Origin of the sequence: Corynebacterium sp. UMB10321 (assembly GCF_030228725.1) — a bacterium.
Taxonomy (GTDB): domain Bacteria; phylum Actinomycetota; class Actinomycetes; order Mycobacteriales; family Mycobacteriaceae; genus Corynebacterium; species Corynebacterium pseudogenitalium.
In genome coordinates, this window is sequence record NZ_JASOZC010000015.1 from 20,897 (window position 1) to 42,406 (window position 21,510).

Annotated in this window: 21 protein-coding genes and 1 pseudogene; 13 read left to right on the forward strand and 9 right to left on the reverse strand. The window is 63.6% G+C overall.

Annotated elements, in window-relative coordinates; genetic code table 11:
* The first annotated feature begins 2 nt into the window (after positions 1–2).
* The 4 genes from QP752_RS10890 to QP752_RS10905 all read left to right on the forward strand — a co-directional run bounded on the left by QP752_RS10890 (position 3) and on the right by QP752_RS10905 (position 4,958).
* Positions 3–1,430, forward strand: a complete 1,428-nt coding sequence (locus QP752_RS10890; RefSeq protein ID WP_284805498.1) for a bifunctional ADP-dependent NAD(P)H-hydrate dehydratase/NAD(P)H-hydrate epimerase — start codon at positions 3–5, stop codon at positions 1,428–1,430.
* A gap of 281 nt (positions 1,431–1,711) precedes the next feature.
* Positions 1,712–2,719, forward strand: coding sequence for a hypothetical protein (locus QP752_RS10895; RefSeq protein ID WP_284805499.1), 1,008 nt, complete (start codon positions 1,712–1,714; stop codon positions 2,717–2,719).
* 10 nt (positions 2,720–2,729) lie between these two features.
* Positions 2,730–3,779: a hypothetical protein gene (locus tag QP752_RS10900; protein WP_284805500.1), complete on the forward strand. Its 1,050-nt coding sequence runs from the start codon at positions 2,730–2,732 to the stop codon at positions 3,777–3,779.
* Positions 3,780–3,845: 66 nt separating this feature from the next.
* Positions 3,846–4,958 carry an MFS transporter gene (locus QP752_RS10905; RefSeq protein ID WP_083329415.1) on the forward strand — a complete coding sequence of 371 codons (1,113 nt, stop codon included), beginning with the start codon at positions 3,846–3,848 and terminating at the stop codon, positions 4,956–4,958.
* Here the strand turns inward: QP752_RS10905 and QP752_RS10910 are convergent.
* Both QP752_RS10910 and QP752_RS10915 read right to left on the reverse strand, forming a co-directional pair.
* Positions 4,950–5,603: an ABC transporter ATP-binding protein gene (locus QP752_RS10910; RefSeq protein ID WP_070975362.1), complete on the reverse strand. Its 654-nt coding sequence runs from the start codon at positions 5,601–5,603 to the stop codon at positions 4,950–4,952. The genes QP752_RS10905 and QP752_RS10910 overlap by 9 nt on opposite strands.
* Entirely contained in the window at positions 5,604–6,575 is a 972-nt protein-coding gene (locus QP752_RS10915) for an ABC transporter permease (protein ID WP_070975363.1), read from the reverse strand. It lies immediately after the preceding gene.
* Between the two features lie 120 nt (positions 6,576–6,695).
* On the opposite strand from QP752_RS10915, the gene QP752_RS10920 reads away from it, so the two are divergent.
* The 3 genes from QP752_RS10920 to QP752_RS10930 all read left to right on the forward strand — a co-directional run bounded on the left by QP752_RS10920 (position 6,696) and on the right by QP752_RS10930 (position 9,015).
* Positions 6,696–7,814 carry a sensor histidine kinase gene (locus QP752_RS10920; RefSeq protein ID WP_284805501.1) on the forward strand — a complete coding sequence of 373 codons (1,119 nt, stop codon included), beginning with the start codon at positions 6,696–6,698 and terminating at the stop codon, positions 7,812–7,814.
* Positions 7,807–8,418: a response regulator transcription factor gene (locus QP752_RS10925; protein WP_218117849.1), complete on the forward strand. Its 612-nt coding sequence runs from the start codon at positions 7,807–7,809 to the stop codon at positions 8,416–8,418. The genes QP752_RS10920 and QP752_RS10925 overlap by 8 nt, the downstream gene beginning before the upstream one ends.
* Positions 8,419–8,613: 195 nt before the next feature.
* Entirely contained in the window at positions 8,614–9,015 is a 402-nt protein-coding gene (locus QP752_RS10930; RefSeq protein ID WP_070361708.1) for a hypothetical protein, read from the forward strand.
* A 365-nt stretch (positions 9,016–9,380) separates the two neighbouring features.
* Here the strand turns inward: QP752_RS10930 and QP752_RS10935 are convergent, their stop codons facing one another.
* Positions 9,381–10,574: a multidrug effflux MFS transporter gene (locus QP752_RS10935; protein ID WP_284805502.1), complete on the reverse strand. Its 1,194-nt coding sequence runs from the start codon at positions 10,572–10,574 to the stop codon at positions 9,381–9,383.
* A 17-nt stretch (positions 10,575–10,591) separates the two neighbouring features.
* Between QP752_RS10935 and QP752_RS10940 the strand changes: the two genes are divergently transcribed.
* Genes QP752_RS10940 through QP752_RS10955 form a run of 4 tightly spaced genes read left to right on the forward strand, consistent with a single transcriptional unit; the run spans position 10,592 to position 14,065 of the window.
* A complete protein-coding gene (locus QP752_RS10940; RefSeq protein ID WP_284805503.1) occupies positions 10,592–10,993 on the forward strand; it encodes a hypothetical protein in 402 nt (133 codons plus the stop codon).
* 36 nt (positions 10,994–11,029) lie between these two features.
* A complete protein-coding gene (locus QP752_RS10945) occupies positions 11,030–11,905 on the forward strand; it encodes a hypothetical protein (RefSeq protein WP_284805504.1) in 876 nt (291 codons plus the stop codon).
* 6 nt (positions 11,906–11,911) lie between these two features.
* Complete coding sequence (locus tag QP752_RS10950; protein ID WP_284805505.1) at positions 11,912–12,841, forward strand: hypothetical protein; 930 nt, start codon at positions 11,912–11,914, stop codon at positions 12,839–12,841.
* Between the two features lie 27 nt (positions 12,842–12,868).
* Positions 12,869–14,065 (forward strand): hypothetical protein, encoded by a 1,197-nt coding sequence (locus QP752_RS10955; RefSeq protein ID WP_284805507.1) that lies wholly within the window; start codon positions 12,869–12,871, stop codon positions 14,063–14,065.
* A 415-nt stretch (positions 14,066–14,480) separates the two neighbouring features.
* On the opposite strand, the gene QP752_RS10960 is transcribed toward QP752_RS10955, so the two are convergent.
* From QP752_RS10960 to leuS, 5 genes and pseudogenes are all read right to left on the reverse strand, one after another.
* Positions 14,481–14,801: a DUF202 domain-containing protein gene (locus QP752_RS10960; RefSeq protein WP_284805508.1), complete on the reverse strand. Its 321-nt coding sequence runs from the start codon at positions 14,799–14,801 to the stop codon at positions 14,481–14,483.
* Positions 14,798–15,154 carry a YidH family protein gene (locus QP752_RS10965; RefSeq protein ID WP_284805517.1) on the reverse strand — a complete coding sequence of 119 codons (357 nt, stop codon included), beginning with the start codon at positions 15,152–15,154 and terminating at the stop codon, positions 14,798–14,800. Before QP752_RS10965 ends, QP752_RS10960 begins: the two co-directional genes overlap by 4 nt.
* Positions 15,155–15,169: 15 nt before the next feature.
* Positions 15,170–15,520: pseudogene (locus tag QP752_RS10970) on the reverse strand (VanZ family protein); the annotation flags it as partial.
* Positions 15,521–15,542: 22 nt separating this feature from the next.
* The gene (locus QP752_RS10975; protein WP_284805509.1) at positions 15,543–16,649 is read right to left on the reverse strand and encodes a hypothetical protein; all 1,107 of its coding nucleotides are present in this window, start codon (positions 16,647–16,649) and stop codon (positions 15,543–15,545) included.
* Positions 16,650–16,703: 54 nt separating this feature from the next.
* Complete coding sequence (gene leuS, locus QP752_RS10980; protein ID WP_284805510.1) at positions 16,704–19,529, reverse strand: leucine--tRNA ligase; 2,826 nt, start codon at positions 19,527–19,529, stop codon at positions 16,704–16,706.
* 373 nt (positions 19,530–19,902) lie between these two features.
* Between leuS and QP752_RS10985 the strand changes: the two genes are divergently transcribed.
* Together QP752_RS10985 and QP752_RS10990 are read left to right on the forward strand one after the other, a co-directional pair.
* A complete protein-coding gene (locus QP752_RS10985; RefSeq protein WP_284805511.1) occupies positions 19,903–20,433 on the forward strand; it encodes a hypothetical protein in 531 nt (176 codons plus the stop codon).
* 64 nt (positions 20,434–20,497) lie between these two features.
* Positions 20,498–20,956 carry a hypothetical protein gene (locus QP752_RS10990; protein ID WP_284805512.1) on the forward strand — a complete coding sequence of 153 codons (459 nt, stop codon included), beginning with the start codon at positions 20,498–20,500 and terminating at the stop codon, positions 20,954–20,956.
* Here QP752_RS10990 and QP752_RS10995 read toward each other — a convergent pair.
* Entirely contained in the window at positions 20,953–21,474 is a 522-nt protein-coding gene (locus tag QP752_RS10995) for a flavodoxin domain-containing protein (protein WP_256060293.1), read from the reverse strand. The two genes, QP752_RS10990 and QP752_RS10995, sit on opposite strands and share 4 nt — an antisense overlap.
* Positions 21,475–21,510 lie beyond the last annotated feature (36 nt).

The following is a 21,510-nucleotide window of genomic DNA, read 5'->3' on the forward strand; positions in this document are numbered from 1 at the left end:
GAATGTTTGCTGCACCGTTTGCGTATTCCGCCGCGGAGATTCGGGCCGCGGAAGCTCCCCTCCTTGCCGCTGAGGCGTCTCCTGACGCGTTGATGCAGCGCGCCGCGCACGCTGTGGCGCGGGTGGCGCGTGAGATGTCGGGGCCGCGGGAGCGGGTGTTGCTGCTGGTGGGCCCGGGCGGCAACGGCGGGGATGCGCTGTACGCGGGGGCGGAGCTCGTCAGGGAGGGCTGGCACGTCGAGGCTTGGCTGCCACTGGGCCGGGCGCAGCAGCGGGCGTTAGATGCGTTTGTGGGGGCCGGAGGTGGGGTCGTCGAGAAGCCTGGGGCGTGCGACCTCCTTATCGACGGCCTCTTCGGCCTCGGCGGTGCCGGCGACCTGCCCGACGCTGTCGCCGACATCGACGCGAACCAGGTGCTCGCGGTGGACGTGCCGAGCGGCGTGGATGCCGACACCGGCGAGGCCGGCCGCAACGCGCTGCAGGCCGACGTGACGGTGACGTTCGGCGGGTGGCGCTACGCGCACGCCCTCTCGACGCGCTGCGGGAACGTGCTGTGCGCGGACATTGGGCTACCACTGCCGGAGAGCCACGTGCGGACGTACCGCGCGGTGCCCAACACGGGCCTGGACCTCGAGGACATCAGGCCGATGGGCCCAGTGCCGGTGGACGTCAAGGAGCCCGGCGCCGATGACGACAAATACACAGGCGGTGTGGTGGGCATCCACGCTGGCAGCGGTACGTATCCCGGCGCGGCGCTGCTGTGCACAGCTGGCGCGGTGACGGCGACGCCGGCGATGGTGCGTTTCGCGGGCGCGCAGGCGCTCGAAGTGGTGCGGGCGCGGCCGGAGGTCGTGGCAACCCGCGAGTTGGAGCAAGCCGGTCAGGTGCAGGCGTGGGTGTGCGGTCCCGGAATTGGACTCGGCGAGGAGGCGGATACTGCCGTCGATTGGGTGTTGCGGCAGGGTGTGCCGGTGGTGCTCGACGCGGATGCGCTCACCCTTGTGGCCCGCGCGCCGCGTAAGTTGGCGCGGGTTGTGGTGACCCCGCACGACGGTGAATTTTCACGCCTGTATATAGGTATGATCAAAGATCACGTCGGGGAGACTGCCGACTGCGCCCGCCAACTTGGTTGCACTGTGGTCCGCAAAGGGCGCGCCACTGTCGTTTCAGACGGTCAGGAATCCATCCTTATCGACGCCGGCTCCTCCTGGGCCGCCACACCCGGCTCCGGCGATGTGCTTGCCGGGATTATTGGGGCTCGTGTGGCGCGCGACGGGATAGACGACGTCCTACTTTTGGCCCAGTCGGTTCAGGTACACGCGGTGGCTGCGTGGCTCGCTTCCCGGACACCGTACGGCCACGCACAGACTTCTGCTAGCGAAATTGCATCCAATGTGCGTAGCGCTACGGCGTGGTGCGCACGTTTTTAGCAAAAGCAGTGTAAGGCCCCTAAATTACAGCGGTGTAATTTAGGGCCGATGAACTGCATTTTCACCCCGTACACCCCCAGAAAGGGTTAGGTGGGGTATGGTCCCTTTGTTTGGTTTGTGGCTTCCTTAAATGTAGATGTTGAACAATCCCGCAAACACATGTCATGGACCTGCGAGTATGTGAATATTAAGGTTTATTTACGGTTTTTCCTGGATAAATACAGAAACACGCGTCAACGAACGAATACGTTTCCGCAGCTCCCTCGGCTACACTCAGAAATATGTTCAACAATCGGAGACTCCAAGCAATCGCAATCGCGCTCTCGCTCGGCGCGTGCGCCATGGTCGCCCCTTCCGCTGAAGGTGCCACCGTTGGCGAGAATGTCTCCGGCGTATGCTCCATCCGCCTTAACGCCGAAGAGACAAAGCTTTATGAGCAGTCGAAGGGCAAGGCAGCAAGCTTCGACGTCGACAAGGCGTGGAAGCTCGCATTCGAGCAGGCTTTCCCAGCAGCCAAGGTGCACGGCGAGAAGCTGTACAACGATCTGAAGTCGGACTTTGCGTACCAGCAGCAGTTCCAGCCAGATCCTCGCCCGAAGCTCGCTGAGCTCGCTAAGCAGGTCGCTGAGGACTCGGAACTGCCAGAGTCTGTCGCACTCGACTACGTCACCCACAAGTGGAGCGACGCAGTCGTGGCAGGCTTCGAGAACCCGGGTCGCCTCCCAGAGATCCTGGAGTACGACAAGTACTTCGAGAACGGCGAGATCCCAGCCTCGAAGCAGTCGTTCCGCGCACCGGAACCAGTCTTCCCGACCATCGGTGACCGCGACGCCCTGATCCAGGAGAAGAAGGACCAGTTCAAGGGCCTCACCGACGAACAGGCAGCTGCTTGGGTTGACCAGTTCGAGAACCAGGAAGGCGTCGCAGAGACCCGCACCATGGCGGAGGTCGAAGCAGCGCTGAACCAGTCGAAGGACAACTGCCGCGACGGCAAGTCCGGCATCGTGCTCTTCCCAACGCAGCACTCCAACCCGGACGCAGTCTCGCAGGGTGCTGAGGGCACTGAGCGCAGCAAGGAGCAGCCAACCACCACGCCTTCCTCTCCGACCACCACGGTTTCCGTTGACGTTCAGGTCAACCCATTGAACGGGAAGACCACCGTCACCCAGGAGCCTTCGAAGACAGTCGATACGAGCGATAACTCGGCTGCCCTTATCGGTGGCATTGTTGGCACCATCGTGATTGCAATCCTGGCGGTCCTCGGCCTGACGGCAGCCAAGATGCTGTAATCTCATCTCCATGGAGTCTCGGAGATTTTTCACTGGCGTTGTAGCCCTCGGGCTCAGCGCCAGTTTGCTATCTCCAGTTGCGGACGCCGCCGTCATCGGCCCCCAAGATCCCGCAACGAAACTCTGCGCGTTCTACCTCTCCCCCGCCGAATACGCCCGCCTCATGAACGCAGCGCGCCTCCACTTCTCCGCGCCCGAAAAAGAGTACGCGCTGGACTATCAAACATTCCGGCAAGCGTTTCCGGAGCTGGGGAAGGTCGAAGAGGACGTGTATAAGCGGATTAGGGAAGAGGAAGGGCGAGAGTTCCTCGCACCCAGCAACTTCGCGCGGCCCGACTCGCTGCAGCACACGTACGCGGTTGAGGCCTTCACTGAGGCGGGGCTGCCCGCGAGTGTCGCCGAGTGGTACCTCTTCAAGTACAGTCCGCAGCGCACCACACCGCAGGCGTCGGCGGATGACGTGCTGACCTACCACTACTACGAACTGATGGGGCAATACCAGGTGCTCGGGCCAGGGCAACGCGCCCTGTTCCGGCCGGTCACCCAAGCCACTGAAACCCCAGACATCGCGCGCGAGCTCCAAACCCGCTTCCCTGGGCTCAGCGACGCCGCCGCCACCGCCTGGGCGCAGCAGTACGCCTACACGTTCTTCTACACCAACCTGCGGCGCGTCAAGGAATACGTCAGCCTTCGGGAGCGGGCTGAGCAGCTCTGTGCCGCCGGCGGCGACGCCACCCTGGCGCTCCCGATCCCGCCGAACGCGGTGAATACGGTGGTGCCGCCGATCCCGACGCTGACTACCAGCACGGCACCAAAGCCCACGCCCACGACACCGGCCACGCCAACCACCCAAGCACCCGAGCCGACCGCAACGGCCACAACGAAGCCAGCCCCAACCACAACCACGCCCGCGCCCACAACCACGACCCCGCCCGAGACCGAGGAAGAGAAGGAGCTCACCCCGCTCGCGATCGCCGGGATCGTGCTCGGAGTGCTGGGCGCGGTGCTGGCGGGAGGCACCGTAATCATGCAGGCTCTCAACCTGGGGGCGTTCGCCTAACACGCCCGGTGTAGGTTGTCACGTGTGAGTAAACAGTCGTCGCTTCCTATGCTGCCGTTGTCCGCGATGAGCTTCGCGGCGTTCGTCTACGTCACCTACGAGATGTTCGCGGTCGGCCTGATTCGGCCCATGGCGCAGGACCTCGGGGTGACGGAAGGCCAGATCGGCCTCCTCATGAGCGTGTACGCCGGCCTGGTCGCCGTAGTGACCATCCCGCTGATGCACTTCACGCGCAACTGGGACCGCAGGCCCGTCTTCCTGGCCACGCTCGGCTTCCTCGCCGGGGGCGTGATCCTGCAGGGCATCGCGAACAGTTACGCGGTGCTCGTCGCTGCCCGCGTGACCGCGGCGTTTACGCACGGGCTGTTCTGGTCGCTGATCAACCCGATGGCGGCACGGCTGGCGCCAAAGGGGATGACGGGCAAGGCGGTGGCGACGGTGTCGTTCGGGTCGACGATGTCGGCGGTGATCGGTACGCCGTTGACCACCATGCTCGGCGGGTGGATCGGGTGGCGCGGCGCCACCTGGGTGCTGGGTGTCGCGGTGATTTTCTCGGTGGTGGCGTTGGTGGCGTCGCTACCCTCGATGCCGGCGAAGCACCCGGAGTCGGCAGCGGGTGCGAAGCGGACAAAGTCGGCGATCCCGTCGCTGGTCCTCTTCCTGACGTTCAACGTCACCGCCGTGTTCACCACCTTTACCTACCTGGCGCTGCTCATGACGACGACAGCCGGGCCGAAGCTGGTCCCGTTCGGGCTGTCGCTCTTCGGCATCTGCGGGGTGATTGGCGTGTTGACGGCGGGCAACACGGTGGACCGGCGCATGATCCGGGTCAACGGGTTCGTCGCCATGCTGTTGGTGGGGTCGGCAGCACTGGGGCTGCTCGCGCTGGAGACGAAATCGGTGCTGCTCATCATCGCGATGATCATCGTGTTCGGGCTGGCGAACGGGGCGCTGCCGCCGTCGGCAACCACCATCTTCCTGCACGCCGGAAAACGCAACGAAGACCTGGCAAGCTCCATCTACGTGGTGACCTACCAGGTCGGGATCGCGGCCGGATCCGCGCTCGGCGCCGCGGTGGTGGACGCCGGCTTCCTGCCCGGCACGCTGTGCATGACGGCCGGACTGGCGGCCTGCGCGTTCATCACCTTGGCGCTTGGGTCGCGCCCGAAGCTACGCTAGCGCGCGTTCCCGCGACACGTGGCCGTCGCGGACGCGGACAACCTCGTCACTGTCGGAAATCAGGCTGGCGTTGTGGGTGACGAACCCACAGGCAATATTGTGCTCCTCCACCAGGGTGCGCAGCAGCGCCACGATCTCGTGGGAGCGCTCGGAGTCGAGCGCCGCGGTCGGCTCGTCCGCCAGGATCAGCTTCGGCTCCCCCATCAGCGCGCGGGCGATGCCGACGCGCTGGCGCTGCCCGCCGGAGAGCTGCTGCATGCTGCGGTCCCCAAGCCCGTCGAGGCCGACTTCCGCGAGCAGCTCGTTCGCGCGGTCCACGCGGGGCTTCACACCACGAATATGGTCGGTGACCAGCAGCTGATCCCGGACGTTCAGCGCCCCGATCAGGTTGGCCTGCTGGAAAATCATTCCGATCTTCTGCAGGCGGACTTCGTCGGAGACCGGGGTGGCGTCGACAAGAATGGTGCCACTGTCGGGCTTCAGTAGCCCGGCCGCTGCGGAAAGCAGCGTGGACTTGCCGGAGCCGGACTCGCCGATGATGAAGGTGAGGTGGCCAGGGTTGGCGTCGAAACTGATGTTATCCAGCGCCGTGAGTGTGTCCTCGCCGTCTTGGTACGTGACGGTGACGTGTTCCATGTGCAACATTTACGCAATACCTCCCAGTGCGAGCTGCGGCTCAACTTTTGTAATTTGGCGCGTCGCGATGAACGCGCCTACCATCCCAATCGCCCAAATCGCCAGCGGCGGCCCCGCGACCGTGAGCACCGTCAGCGAGAACGGCGCCACCTTCGACGCCGCCAGCCCAATGCCCAGCGCAATCAGGGCACCAACCGCCGCGCCGATGCCCAGCAGCACCGCCGCCTGACCCAGCGCATCCTTGCGCAAGTAGCTATTCGACGCCCCAATCGCCTTCAAAATGGCCAGGTCACGGGTGCGCTGCATGGTCCACACCGTCAAGAAGGCCACGATGACCAGCGCCGCGATGGCGTACAGGAAGCCCAGGATCATGTTGAAGGACGCCTGCTCCGACTTGTACGCGGCCAGGCCGTTGAAGGAGTCCTTCATGCTCATGCCTCGGTCATCGCTAGCGAGCAGCACCGTGCCGTCCGCATCGGTGTGCATGGCGGCCTTCCAGTCCTCCGTGTTCACCCACAGGACCGCGGTGTGGGAGAAGTACAGGTCATCCGTGACGGCGTCGACGGTGATCGGGGTGCCGCCGACGGAGAGCTCGTCGCCAGGAGCGACGTGCAGCTCACGCGACGCGACCGCGCCGTCGCCAAGCACCTCCCCACCCGGAAGCTCAGTGCCCTTCGGCAGACCCAGGATGGAGATGGACTCCTCCTTGCCGTTCTCGCGCAGCAGCAACGTCTGGCCGGTGCCCAGCGGGACCGTGCCCTCCTCCGCCGTCACGCGCGACGTCATATAGGAAGGCTCATCCATGTCCTGGAAGACGACCGACTTTGCATCCAGTGCCTCCAGGGCCTCCGTGTTCTGCTTGCCCAACCCGTTGGTCAACCCGGTCAGCATCACCACGAGCAACGTGATCAGGCCAACCGTGCCAACAATGAGGCCGAAGCGGCCTCGCGCTTTCACAATTTCTCTCAATCCGACGAACATGCCCACATTGTGCGTGTGAGCAGGCATAATCCACATCGGGAGCGGGGTTGAACCTCGAATCAACCGTCCGGTTGATGCGCTCTCAATCGGATGTCGGGTGCAGCGTCTAAGGTGATCTGCGTGAACACCACCAACCGGATCCTCACCTTCCTGCGCGTCAGCCTGCACGTACTCGTTGCCGTGCTGCTGCTCGTCGGCGTTGTCTCCAGCGGGTGGAACCCGCTGGCCATCTGCATGGCGGTCCCCTTCGCGTTGCTCTACCTCGCCGGGACCGTGGCCTACAACGAAGGCAAGCGCTTCCCCCGCGCTGCTATGTACACCTGGCTCGCCGCCGTCCTCGCGCTGTGGGTGGTCATGGCGCTGCACGCCGCCGAGTTCGTCTGGCTGGAGTTCCCGCTGGTCATCCTGGTCTCCGTGGTGCTGCCCACCTGGTCCGGTATCGCGGTGGCGGCGCTGCTGCTGGCATTCACGCTGTCGGTCACAGTGCCGGGCGCGGGAATCGGCGGGGTAGTCGGACCGTTGCTCGGCACCGTGCTGGCGCTACTGATCTACCACTCCTACCGGGCACTCCGCGCCGAAGCCGACCACTACAAGCACCTCGCCTACGAACTCCAGGCCACCCACATGGAACTCGCCGCCGCCGAACACGCCTCCGGCGTCCTCGAGGAACGCGCCCGCCTCTCCCGCGAAGTCCACGACACCATCGCGCAAGGCCTCAGCTCCATCGTGCTGCTCGGCCGCACGCTGGACAAACAGATCACCGAGCCCGGCGCGAAACAGATCCTCGACACCATCCGCGCCACCGCCTCCGACAACCTCGCCGAGGCGCGCCGCTTCGTCGCCGTCAACGCCGGGCCCGCCGAACCCCTGCCACGCAGGCTGGAGGAGCTCGCGCGGGGAGCGGAGGGGCGTCAACAAGCACTCGGGCAGCGGCTCACGGTGGACCTCAACGTCGAAGACGTGCCCGAGCCCGCCGCCAGCGTCATCGAACGCGTTGTGCGCGAGGGGCTCTCCAACATCGTGCGCCACGCCGGCGCCACCCGCGCCGTGGTCACGGTGGAGAAGCTTGGGGACGTCGCCACCGTCGACGTCTTCGACAACGGCCGCGGCATCACCGGGCCCGAAGGCTACGGCCTGCGCGGGCTGCGGGCGCGCGTCGCGGAGGTCGGCGGCACCCTCAGCGTCGAAGGTAACGTACTAGCAGCAAGCATCCCCCTGGGAAAGGACACCCATGAGTGAGATCAACGTCATGCTTCTCGACGACCACCCCGTCGTCCGCGCCGGCCTCCGCGCAGTACTCGACTCCTTCGGCGACATCACCGTTGTTGGCGAAGGCGCGGACGGGCGCGCCATCGAGCACATGCCCGACAACGTCGACGTCGTGGTCACCGACATCCAAATGCCACACGTGGACGGCATCGAAGTCACCCGACGCCTCGGCGAAGCAGGCGGCCCGCCCGTGCTCATCCTGACCACCTACGACACCGAAGCCGACGTCGTCGCCGCCGTCGAAGCCGGCGCCCTCGGCTACCTGCTCAAAGATGCCCCCGAGGACGAACTCCACGACGCCATCATCGCCGCCGCCCAGCGCAAACGCGTCCTCTCCCAGGAAGTCGCCGGAGTCCTCGCCGAGCGCCTCATGCGCCCCGACGAAGCCTTAAGCGCCCGCGAAATCGAAATCCTGCGCGCCCTGCAGACCGGCGCCTCCAACCGCGCCATCGCCGACCGGCTCTTCATCTCGCAGGCCACGGTGAAAACCCACCTGATCCACATCTATAACAAGCTCGGCGTGGACAACCGGACCGCCGCCGTGGACCGGGCGAGGGAGCGCAAGATTATTTAGGTGTTGGTTGGGCGCTAGATTGCTCGGCAGTGCTTGAGCTTGAATCCTTTTCCTCGTGGAGGCTTTTTCTGCGCTGGGAAGACTTCCGATGCTGGCTTCGGTACATAAGCACTAGCACTCGGCGCAACCGAAATTGCTGCCCCCGTGAAAGCTAAACTTACTATCCCAACTACTCATGAACGGAGCGGCTTTCGAATGACCAGTCTTTCTTCCTTGTCAAATGGTGAGCTGCAAGGCTTTTACGAAGAGCTTTACGTGTATTGCTCTGAAAAGGATTCTTACCACATTGCAGAGCGTTTCCAGAAGGAACTCAAACTTTCCTTCTCCGAAATTGACGCTCTTCCTGATTTCACAGTTAGTGAATGCGATGAAGACGAGTACGAACTTGCTAAAGAATTAGAACCTGGTAGCAATCAGGAGAGCTTTCGTCCATACGTGATTACCCAGCACTTCTTCTTGGAAGTCTTAAACCTAAGTGACCAGGTAATTGACCCTATTAGTGATGCTGTTTTCGAAGCCGTTCAACGAGCGACAGAAGATGTCCCATACTTCAGTTTCATGGGCTTTCTCAAGGACAATCGCTCTGAGGATAAGTAGAACCGGATCGAAATCGATAGCTCTTTTTCTCTAAGTTCGAGCGTTGAGCTGGACGTGCACGCAAAAGACCAGGTCGCTGATTGTTAATGTGGGTATTTGGCGCTAACCGCGGCAGAACGTGCACCAAATTCCCGATTTTCCGGAAAGGTGCCTGGCTATTTCCCCAGGTCGCGATCTCTGCGCAAAGGAATTTGGTGTCACCCTCGCCGACCCGAGTGACAAAAGACGCAACCCACTTTTCACGACCTGGGCTTTTACCGGGTTCAGCCGACAGGATTGCGTCCATTGTCACTCGCTCCCCACTCCATGCACCAAATTCCAGCATTTGAAAAGCGGCCCCAGGATACCTGCACGCCACAGAAGTGCTAGATGTTTTTAGGCCTGGAATGTGGTGCAGCGCTACCCAAAAGCACTCCCAAAAGGGCCAGGCCGGCGCAGGTGAGGATGCCATTGGCCATCGATGCGGTCGGGTTGGACCCGAGCGCCACCAGGGGAGGGACCAGGCCGCCGATGATGAATTGGAAGAAGCCCATCGCGCCGGTGCCGGCGCCGATCCCGATGTCCCGGATCTCCTCCACGGCGAGCGCCGAGGCGTTGGCCATGATGAACCCGGCCATGGCGGACAGCGTGGCGATGAAGGGGAGCATCGTGAGGTTGGGACCGAGCTGGCTGTAAGCGAGCAGGATCAGCCCGGCGAGGATGTCAACAGATAACGCCACGACGAGCAGGGTGCGTGGCTGGTGGGTCTTGACCAGGCGCATGTTGATGGAGTTCGACAGCGGGATGAGCAGGGCGATGTCGCCGAAGATGAGGGAGAAGGTAGTTGGTGTAACGCCGAGTTGTACCTGCAGGACCAGCGGTGATGCCGAGATGTACGAGAACAGGGTGCCGAAGCCGAGGCCGGCGGCGAACATGTAGCCGAGGAAGGCGGGGCGACGCAGGCATTGGCCCATGCGGGGGAAGATGGTGCGGAGGGTGCCGCGGGTGCGCTTGGCGGGCGGGAGGGTTTCGGGGACGAAGCGCCAGGCGATGAGGATTTGGGCGAGGTTGACGGCGGCGATGGTCCAGAAGACGCCTCGCCAGGTGAAGGTGGGGATGATCAGGCCGCCGAGTACGGGGGCGATTGCGGGCATGAAGCCGGAGATCGCCATGAGGCCTGACAGGCCGCGGGCGGCCTCGCGGCCGTGGGCGATGTCGGGGATGACGGCTCGCGTAACGACGACGGCGCAGCCCCCTGCCAGGCCTTGGAGGAATCGGGCGGCGATCAGGAAGGAGATCGTGGGGGCGACGGCGCACGCCACCGACGCCGCGAGCGCCACCGCGGAGGCGACCAGGATGGCGGGTTTGCGGCCCGTCCCGTCAGAGATAGCGCCGAAGACTAGGTTGCCGAGTGCCATCCCGAGCATGAACCCTGAGATGGTCAGTTGGGCGGAGGAGGGGGACGTCGATAATTGGGTGGCGAGCTCGGGCATGCCGGGCAAGTACATGTCGATGCCGAGCGGGCCCGCCGCGGTGAGCAGGGCGAGCGCGAACAGGAGGCCACCGGAAAGTTTCTGCACGCCGGTAGGATAGTCGCATGCGTGCAACTGTAGAAATCTGTTCGATCGACGATGTGCCGGAGTCGCTGCAGGCGCTCACAGACCGCGAGCCCTCAGCGTGGGTGGCGCTGCGCGCGGTGGACACCACGCCGGGCGGGAAGCTGCGCGTCCACGCGGGGCGCCTGGCCGGGCAGGAGGTGCCGGGGCCCAAGGGAAGGCTTGCCGCGGAGCTGCGGGTGGCGCCCGGCGCGCAGGTCACCGTGTGGGTCAACGACGAGTACGAGCACCACGTGCTGGACCAGTCGGAGGGGCTGCGCCTGGAGGGTGTGGCGCTGAAGCCGGGCCAGGTCGGGCGGATTGCGGCTGGGCACCTGGCCGTCACGGTGCGCAATACGGGGGAGGAAACCGGCCGAGCGCTGCTGTTTGGCCGCGTTGCGTAGTTGGCCAAACGGGCCCGGCGGGCTTAGCGTAGGTGCATGCAATTGCCTAAGTATGGCCCCGCGTGGGCCGGGTCCCTGATGGGGACGTCGATCGCCTCTACACTGTCCGGGTTGCACGGGTTCCGCCTCGGACAGGTTGCGTTTGCACTGGTGGCGGCGGTGTTGCTGGCGGTGTTCACGGTGGGCATCCGCAACGAGCCGCCGCGGCACCAGAACATGGCGGCGTGGGGCATGTACACGATGGGGCTTTTGGCGTGCGGCTCTGCGTGGACGGCGCTGACCGGCAACGACATCTTCCAGCTGATCAGCTGGTGGATTGGCGCGCCGCTGTCGATCGCGGTGTGCCTGTGGCAGCTGTGGGGCTTCTGGAAGGTATCGGAGCACTACACCACCCCGGCGTTCCCGTGGGGGCTGGCGCCGGTCACGCCGATGGTCGCGGCGACCTCCGGCGGGCAGCTCGCCGCCGAGCACGGCATGTTCTACCACCACGCGGGCATCGTGTGCTTCTTCTTCACGTTCATCCCGGCGATCCCGCTGTTCGCTTACTGCTACTGGTCGCTGTGGCGGCGCCGCGATCGCCCGCGCGGCGCGGCGGCAGGCACGGCCTGGATTCCGCTCGGGGTTGTCGGCCAGTCGACGGCCGCCTCCACCTTCCTTTTCGACGCCCACCTCTACGGCATCATCATGTTCGCCATCGGCGTACCGTGCGTCCTCTTCGGCATGTACTGCTTCTACCAGGCGGTCTTCACCTGGGCGCCGTACGGCCCGCTGGTGGGGCTCCACATTCCCGGTGGGCACCCTGTGCCTGGGCTCCTGGACCGAGGGCTGGCACGCCCTCTCTTTCGGGCTGCTGCTCCTGCTGCTGTTCCACTGGTGCGCGTGCGCACTCCGATTCCGTTCCTGGCAGCGTGAGCGCGTGTGAAAACCAGGACCAGCTATAGCCTGCCGCCAGCGGGCCCGGCGTGGGGCGGCAGCCTCATGGGGACCTCGCTGGTGGCGACGCTGCTGGTCATCAGCGGACTCGACCCTCTGGCGTGGGTCGTGGCCTGTATCGGGGTGGCCATCCTGGTGGCGCTCGTCGTCGGGTTCATCATCTACCGCACGCCCCGCTTCCACCAGGACATGATGGCGCCGTGGGCCATGACGTTCATCGGGATCATGTCGCTCGGCACCGCGTGGACCAACCTCACCGACAACCTAACCTTCATCCTGGTTGGCTTCTGGGTCGGGGCTCCCGCCTGCCTCGCCGTGTACGCCAACCAGCTCCGCGGCTTCCAAGGGGAACCGAACTTCGCGTGGGGGCTCGCGCTCGTCGGCCCCATCATGGCGGCCAACACGGCCGGGACGACCCACGCCAAAGGCGGCGGCGACATCTACTGGATACTTGGCGTGTGCTGCTTGGTGGCGTCGATAGGCGCAGCGTATCCGCTGTTTGCCAGGGTGTATGTGGCGGCGTGGCGTCGAAAAGTGGACCTGAGCGGGCCGAACGCGGCGACCGCCTGGATCCCCCTCGGCGTCGTCGGGCAGACAGTGTCCGCCGTGGACCTGCTGTTCGGCAAGGATGCCGAGCTTATCGTTGGCACCGTGCTGCTCATCATCGCGATCCCCATGATCGCCTTCGCCATGTGGCACTTCTACCCCGCCGTCGCGCACTGGGTGCGATACTCCCCCGCCTGGTGGGCCTCCACCTTCCCCACCGGCACCATCAGCGTCGGCAGCCACCACCTCGCCGAAGTATGGAACCTGGAATGGCTCACCATCATCGCCACCGCGCTGCCAGCTCTCCTCGTCTTCCACTGGCTCCTCTGCGTCGCCCGCTGCACATTCTGGGTAGTTCGCGAGCGCTAAAAGATACAAAACTATAGAGTGAACGACATGAACATCTCTCTATTAATCACCGTAGAAAACTCCCGACCCGAGATTTCACGATGCATTAATGTTGATCACTCGATGTACCTGGGAGAACTCGCACTCATTATCGACGCCACCCTCGGCTTCTCGAGCGCAGCAACACACATGTTTTCGGGGAACATCAACGGCGAACAACGCGTCTACACCGCCCAACCAGCCGCCGGCGAATACGACGAAAACGACCTCACCGTCCAAGACATGCCCGAAACCATGAGCTACATCTACGACGCCGGCGCCAACTGGAACATCAACGTCCAAGTACTCGGGCCATCCACCATCGCCGGGCCAACCCCTGTCCTGATCTCGGCGCTCGGCCCCGACGTCATCGAGCACCTCAAAGGCCCCGCCATGATGACCGAGCTCTATGACGAAGCCGTCCGCCTCGCAGCCGGCCAACCCGCCGACATGCACATCACCCCAACCCTGTTCTCCGCCATGCCCGTCATGTCGCCGGGCCACATGGTCGACAGGCTTACCAAGGCAGACCCGGTCAGTATCTCGAACCGCATGTACTACAGCGTCGAAACCATGGTCGCCCGCAACATGATGGACCCCGATGCCGCCGCCGAAGAAGACGAAGACGTCCGCGAAGCGCTCCGCGAATACCTGGCCAACCGCGAAGACCTCAAAGACATCATGGCCATCGACCCCAACCCCGAGAGCAACCCCGCCGTCATGGCTGCCATCGGCGAATTCCTCGAGGACTACTACGGGCCCAACCCGACCTTCGACTCCCCCGTCTACACCGGCATCACCGAAGCGCTCTACAACCTCATGGACGGCCTCCTCCCCGACGACCCCATCTGGCGCAGGCACCTCCACAACTTCTTCGTCGAATCCGGCTTCATGCGCGCCGAGCAAACCGGGCGCTACACCATCACCAACGAGGGCGTCGAGCTGCTCAGCGGCGGCGACAACCCATTCGACTTCGCCGAAAACATCGCCCGCGGATTCTACGCGACCTTCGGCCGCGAAAACTGGAACCAACTCATGTTCAACCTCATCTCCGACTCCCCCCACCTCCCGGACTCAACCATCTATAAAGAAGGCACCGCGATGCTCGAGGCCTTCGGGTTCGGCGAGGACACCGGCGACGGGTTCGCCCTCAACGGGGATGGCTACGACATGCTGAAGTGCATCGCCATCGACTTTTCTTCGTAGGCCTGGTGCCAAAGGACGCACTTCGTTTTGGTATAGATGTTCATAGTGACTGGTCAGAAAAGGGCTAGTTTTTCCTAGCTGCGTGATTTGGCACTGCGCCCCGCCACAAGACACCAAATTCCTGGTTTTCGCACGCAGCCCGGCGCGTTTCCCCAGGTCGCGGATTCCTCTGGCAGGAAAAAGGTGCGCAGAATCGGCAGCCAGTGCCAAAGGGCGCAGCCAGGCTTGGTATAGATGTTCATAGTGCCTGGTCAGAAAAGGGCTGGTTTTCACTAGCTGCTTGGTTTGGCACTGCACCCCACTGCAAGACACCAAATTCCCTGATTTCGCGCGAAGCCAGGCACGTTTCCCCAGGTCACGGATTTTCCAAGCAGGAAAAAGGTGCGCAGGCCCGAGTGCGCAGACCCTCGACCCCTTAATTCACAAGGACCAGCCACAGGCCCAACCCACCCAGACCGACTAGCGCACACGCAGTGGCGAAGACGGAAACCGTGTTTGGTTGGGAGCGCTCCTGGGCGAGGTTGTGCGCTTCGGTGCGGTAGAGGCGTCGATATCTGGCGATGAGCACTGTCGCGAGCGTGAGTAGTAACCCGATGGCGCCGAAGACGGGCACGGGGTAGGCGTAGGACCAGCGCAGGAGCACCATCGAGCAGACGAGCATGGCCAGGGCGGTGCGGGTCCAGCTCAGGGCGGTGCGCTCGGGCTGGAGGCCGGGGTCCGGGACGGGGATGGTCACGAGAGCAGGCCTACCAGCACGACGATGGAGGCGACCAGGATCCCGACGCCGAGCAGCGGCGCGATCGCGGGGGCGGGCAGGGGACGGCCGTGGCGCAGGGCTCGCTCGACGCGGACCCAGCGGATGGCGGCGCCGGCAGCTATGGCCATGCCGATCACGATCACGGTGGCGGCGGCGAAGGTTTGGGTCTCGGAGGTGATGCCGGTGACGTCGAAGGCGCCGAGGGCAATGCCGCCTGCCAGGAATGCCAGCGCGGTGCGGGTCCAGGCGAGGAAGGTGCGCTCGTTGGCGAGGGTGAAGCGGGCGTCGGGTTCGTCGCCGTCGGGGAAGACAGTGCGGGTGAAGCTGGGCATGTGGGCAAGTGTAGCGCCCAGGGCGCCGCCGGCGGTGTTGATGAGGAGGTCGTCGATATCTGAGTAGCCGGCGGCGAGCGCGTACTGGGCTACTTCGATGCTTAGGGACGCCACCATCGCCACGAGCGTGGCCTTCCAGACCTTGCCGAGCCGGAGGCGGGCCAGGTAGCCGACTGGGAGGAAAAGGACGATGTTGCCGATGAGGTTGAGCCACGGCCCCCACCAGACTCGGTAGTAGATGAAGGAGCCGAAGGGGATGAGGCGCAGGTGGCGGACCTCGTGGGAGATTGTGTCCCACACCCCGGGCAGGCCAACGTACGCCTTGCCGACGGTAAAAAAGAGCACGGCCGCGGCGGTCAGTGCCACGGCCGTGTAGTAGGTGCTGCGCTTAGGCAACGGCTACCTCGTGCGGGACGGGGCCGCCGGAGACCTGGCGGTAGGCGTATACCATCGCCAGGAGTGCTGGGGCGGCCAGCAGCGTGCCCAACACCAGAGAGACAAAAGCGGCCACGCTGGAGGCGGCGCCACTGCCGGAGACGGTGACCATCAGGATCCCGCAGACGATCATCAGGCCGAGCAGACCACCGTAGTTGCGCTTCGCTGTGGTGAAGCCGGCCTTGAAGGCGTCGCCGAAAGTGCCGTTGTTGTCGGCTGCGTAGAACGACTGGAAGATGAAGAACGGCGAGATAAGCAACATGATCAGCACCGCGATGCCGATCCCAACGAATAGGGTCACGAACGCGGATGGGTCGATAGCGCTGAGATCACCGCTCGAGGCGGTCAGGAGCGCCTCCGGGTCCGCGCCGGCGAAACCAGCGACGAACCCGATCACCATGAGCAGGGCGAAGATCAGAGTCGTGATGATGCCGACGACCACCGACATACCCAGCGTCTTGCCGTAGGCAGCCGACTTGATGTCCTTCAGGACGAACTGCTTCGGGCCGACCAGGGTCTGCTGCAGCGCGGCGGCCAGGAACAGCGGCGTGACGAAGAATAGGGCCAGCATGCCCAGGGCGCTGACCGTGTCGCTCTGGAAGACGGCCCCGATGTTGTTCAGCAGCGCGTACACAAATGCGAGCACCAGCCAGGTGCCCGGGTTGGCGTAGGCGGTTTTGAAACCGTACTTCAGCGCAGCGCCGACGGACAGCTTCCCGGTGCCCAGCCCGTGGGCGACGCCGTTGGCGGCCGGGTTGCTGATCGGGTGCGGGGTGACGCCGTCGCCGTACTGGGAAGGCGTGATGCCGACGAAGCCGTCGTCGTTAGCGAGCATGGCGGCTGCGGGGCTCGTCGGGACGGCGAGCTGGGCGCCGTGGTAACGCAACGCGCTCTCGTCGGACGCCTGGGCGGCCGAGTTGACGTCAAACGCACCGAAATCGGCCTGCTCCCCGTAGGACTGTCCCGAGGGCTGGCCGTATGGCGACGCGCCGTATTCCGGGTAGGACGGGATGCCACCCGGGTTCTGCGGATCGTTGTTAGGTGTATTTGGTTCAGTCATGGTGCCCAACAGTACACACAAACGCTCCGCAGCACCTACACGTTTCCTGAACGTTTACTTAACGACCAGGTTCGCCATACGGCCCGGCACCACAATCACCTTGACCACGTTCTTGCCGTCGGTGAGCTCCTTGACCCGCTCGTCAGCCAGGGCGAGGGACTCGGTGTCCTCCTTGGAGGCGTCCGTCGGGACGTCAATCCGGGCCTTCACCTTGCCGTTGATCTGGACGGGCAGTTCGATGGTGGCGTCGACAAGGAATGATTCCTCGAAGGTCGGGAACGGCTCGAACGTGATGGTGTCGGCGTGGCCGAGCTTCGCCCACAGCTCCTCCGCGATGTGTGGGGCGAGCGGCGCGACCATCTGCACCAGCGGAGTGACCGCCGCGCGCGGGGCGCCCGACGGGTACGTCTTGGTCAGGTAGTTCGTGAACTCGATCAGCTTTGCGACGACCGTGTTATCCCGCAGGTGCTCGTAATCATCGCGGACACCGGCGATGGTGCGGTGCAGCTGCTTGTTGTCATCCTCGGTGAGCGCGGCGTCGGTGACGGTGACCTCGCCGGACTCCTCGTCCACAACCAGGCGCCACAGGCGCTGCAGGAAACGATGCGCGCCGACGACGTCCTTCGTCGCCCACGGGCGCGACGTGTCCAGCGGGCCCATCGACATCTCGTACACACGCAGGGTATCCGCGCCGTAATCGCGGCAGATGTCATCCGGAGCAACAGCGTTCTTCAACGACTTGCCCATCTTGCCGTACTCGCGGTTGACCTCCTCGCCGTCGCGGTAGAACTTGCCGTCCTTCTCCTCCACCTCGGCGGCCGGGACGTACACGCCACGCGAATCCGTGTAGGCGTACGCCTGGATGTAGCCCTGGTTGAACAGGCGGCGGTACGGCTCCTTCGAGGAGACAAAGCCCAGGTCGTAGAGCACCTTGTGCCAGAAACGGGCGTAGAGCAGGTGCAGCACCGCGTGCTCCACGCCGCCGACGTAGAGGTCCACGCCGCCCGGATCGTTCTCGCTGCGCGGGCCGGTCCAGTAGCGCTCGTTCTCGATGTCGCAGAACGCGTCCTGGTTCGTCGGGTCGATGTAGCGCAGCTGGTACCAGGAGGAACCCGCCCACTGCGGCATCACGTTCGTGTCGCGCCAGTACTTCTTCGTGCCCTCACCCAAGTCGAGCTCCACCTCGACCCAGCCCGTGGCCTTCGCCAGCGGCGGCGCCGGCTGAGAATCCGCGTCCTCCGGGTCGAAGGACACCGGGTTGTAGTCCTCCACCTGCGGCAACTCGACCGGCAGCATGTCTTCCGGCAGGCCGTGCGCCTGGCCGTTCTCGTCGTACACGATCGGGAACGGTTCGCCCCAGTAGCGCTGGCGGGCAAAGAGCCAGTCGCGAAGCTTGTACTGGATCTTCTCCTCACCAGCACCGTTCGCGGCCAGCCACTCAATCGCCTTCGCGATACCCTCGTCCTTGCCCAGGCCGTTGAGGTCCAGACCCTGCTCATTCGCAGAGTTGATGTGCGGCGCGTCGCCCGTGAACGCGGTTTCTGCGACGTCGCCGTCGAGCACCGGCACGATCGGCAGACCAAAGACGGTCGCGAACTCGTAGTCGCGCTCGTCGTGCGCCGGCACCGCCATAATCGCGCCCGTACCATAACCGGTCAGGACATAATCCGCGATGAAGATCGGCACCTGCTCGCCGCTCACCGGGTTCGTCGCAAACGAACCCAAGAACACGCCAGTCTTCTCCTTATTCTCCTGGCGCTCCAAGTCACTCTTGGCAGCAATCGCCGCCCTATACTTCTCGACGGCCACCTTCGGCGACTCCGCCCCATTCGTCCAACGCTCATCCGTGTCGGCCGGGAAGGCATCGGCCGTGAGGGCGTCGACAAGCGGGTGCTCAGGCGCGAGCACCATATAGGTAGCGCCGAACAACGTATCCGGACGCGTCGTAAAGACCTCGAGCGGGCCCGCCTCCGACGCGAACGCCACCTGCGCACCACGCGAACGACCAATCCAATTACGTTGCATCGCCTTGACCTTCTCCGGCCAATCCAGCAGATCAAGGTCATCGAGCAGGCGATCCGAGTAGTCAGTAATGCGCATCATCCACTGACGCAGCCGCTTGCGGAACACCGGGAAGTTCCCACGCTCCGAACGGCCCTCCGCCGTGACCTCCTCATTCGCCAGCACCGTACCCAAACCAGGGCACCAGTTCACCATCGAATCGGACAGGTACACCAAGCGGAACTCATCAATCGCCTTGTGCTTCTCCGCATGCGTCAAGTCTCGGAAGTTACGGCCGTCCTTGGTCAGGCGCTCGCCCGTGAGCAGGTCACGCACCAGCTCCTCAATCGGACGAGCTTTCTGCAGCTCCTCATCAAACCAGGCGTTATAAATCTGCAGGAAAATCCACTGCGTCCACTTATAAAACTCCGGATCGGTCGTCGCCACCGAACGACGCGGATCATGGCCCAGACCCAACTGGCCCAGCTGACGCTTCATATTCTGGATATTCGCCTCAGTCGTCGTACGCGGATGCGTCCCCGTCTGAATCGCGTACTGCTCCGCCGGAAGACCAAACGCGTCATAGCCCAACGTGTGCAGCACGTTTTTGCCCAACATGCGGTTGTAGCGGGCAAACACGTCCGTCGCGATGTAGCCAAGCGGGTGGCCCACATGCAGCCCCGCGCCCGACGGGTACGGGAACATGTCCTGCACATTCAGCTTGTCCTCGGGCAGTGTGCCACCCGTGGCGAGGTCGCCCACCGGGTTCGGCGCGTTAAACGTGCCGTTGTCCTTCCAGAACGTCTGCCACTTCTGCTCAATCTGATTTGCCAGGCCAGCGCCGTAACGGTGCGCTGGGGTTTCGCTCGCGTTAGTCATGGATACACAGTGTAGTGGGTGGGGCCCGGAGGTGGGGTGTGTGGTGGTGTTGGCGGGTGGGATATGTCCTCTCGATTTTGTTCGAGATTTCGTGAACAGAATTGCATGGGGTCCAGACCATTTGCCTGTCGACCGGCGAGACGTTCCGGTCGACCTCTTAGCGTTGACCAATGCAGGTCAGCGCAAGATTGGGAATTGGCGTCGAAAAGCCCAAAAATGCCGTGACCTGCGTTGGTCGACGGGAGGAGGTCGACGGAAGTTTTGCTGGACTAAGTACGGACCTTTCGGGGGTAAAGCTTGAGAAAAACGTACAGATCACTGAACATTATGAGCGCTATCTAATGGTTCACTGTCAACGCAAGGAGTGCCCACTGTGAAGAAGTTCGCGACCGCAGCTGTAGCTGCAACCATGACCCTCGGCCTGATCGTCCCGACGGCAGGTGCCGCAGAAGAAAAAGGCAGCAGCTATGACGACGCCTACAAGGTGACCACCGTCGTCTCCGGCAACAAGTGCACGATCACCTACGCAATCGGCCTGCCGGATACACTCACCCCTGCAGAGGCGAGGCGGAAGATGCCAGATGCCACTACCGCTAATTCCTTCCTCATGAACCACCAGGCCTACCTGCGGGGCGACAGTGACCAAACTTTTTACGACTTTATGAAGGGCGAAGACCTGCTCGCGCTGCAGGCCTGCGCGAACGGCGAGAACTACACCACCAACTTCGTGAACTCGCTGTCCTCCGTCGTCGAGCCGCATGAGGGTCGCGCGGCCGCGTACTGGCTGTCCGTCATTGTTCCTGCACTCCTGGGTATCGCGGCGCTTGGTGCAGCGTTCTCGCCTGAGTTCCGTAACGCACTTCCAGTACCTGTTGCACAGTTCCTGGGCAACCTCCTCAAGTAGTATCCCCTCCCCCTCTAAAGCTCCGCATCATGCGGAGCTTTCTTCTCTATATAAGGACATCACGATGAAGAAGATCACCACTACCGTTCTCGCTACTGCGATGGCTGCCTCCATGCTCGCGCCGGCTGCCGATGCCGCGTCGAACACGATGAGCACGAAGAACTACCAGAAGCACTGCACCCTGAAATTCGACAGCCCTGACATGACTCAGAACAACGGAACCTACAAGCAGGAAAGCATCAAGCGCTGGGTTGCGACGAAGCAGGACCTCAAGAAGCTGGCAGATGCGGACCTGACGAACCTGCAGCAGTCGTCACAGCTCAGCGAGGCGTTCGGATCATCCAATGCAGCGGACACCGCAGCCATCAACGATGGCATGGCGCTCCAGGCGTGCCTGCAGGGCAAGGATTTCAAGGCTGAGCCGATGGATGACGGCACGAAAGCCGGCATCATTATCGGCGTCGTGTTTACGGTGCTGGCCGGTATCGCAGGCCTGGCAAAGCAGGCCGGTTTGATCCGCTAGCTGTTGTCGCGCACCCAGGCCTCGACGGGGGCGAGGCGGGTGAAGTCGACGCGGTCGACGTCCTTGTTATAGGTGTCAATCATCATGCGGTCGTTCGCGGACTTGCGCGGTTTGAGCCGCAAAGCGCCGACGACGCCCGCCATCGTGGCGGCGTGAGCAGCGGATAGTTCGGAATAGTTCATGCGCCCGGGCAGGTAAAAGCGGGTGACGCTGTCCGCGCGGCTGCCCAAAAGTTTCGCGGAAAAGTCCTTATCGACGGCCACTTCGTCCAGGCTCATGCCGACGGTGACGAGGGAGACGGAGTGGGCGTCGAAAAGTGGGTCGGGGAGCTTGCGGATGAAGCTGGCACCGGGGTTGTTCGGGCCGTGGATGGGGGCGAGAACTACGATGGGGCCTTCGGGGTTGAAGTCGGCGTCGGGGATTGGCTCGGCGGTGGTGCTGAGGCGTTTCGCCAGCTCATCGGCGTATTCTTTGGTGGATCCGTAGAACGAGGCGTACAGGATAGTGCAGGCAGTCATACAACTATTGTTGCATGTTGCGGCTAGACTGTGGCG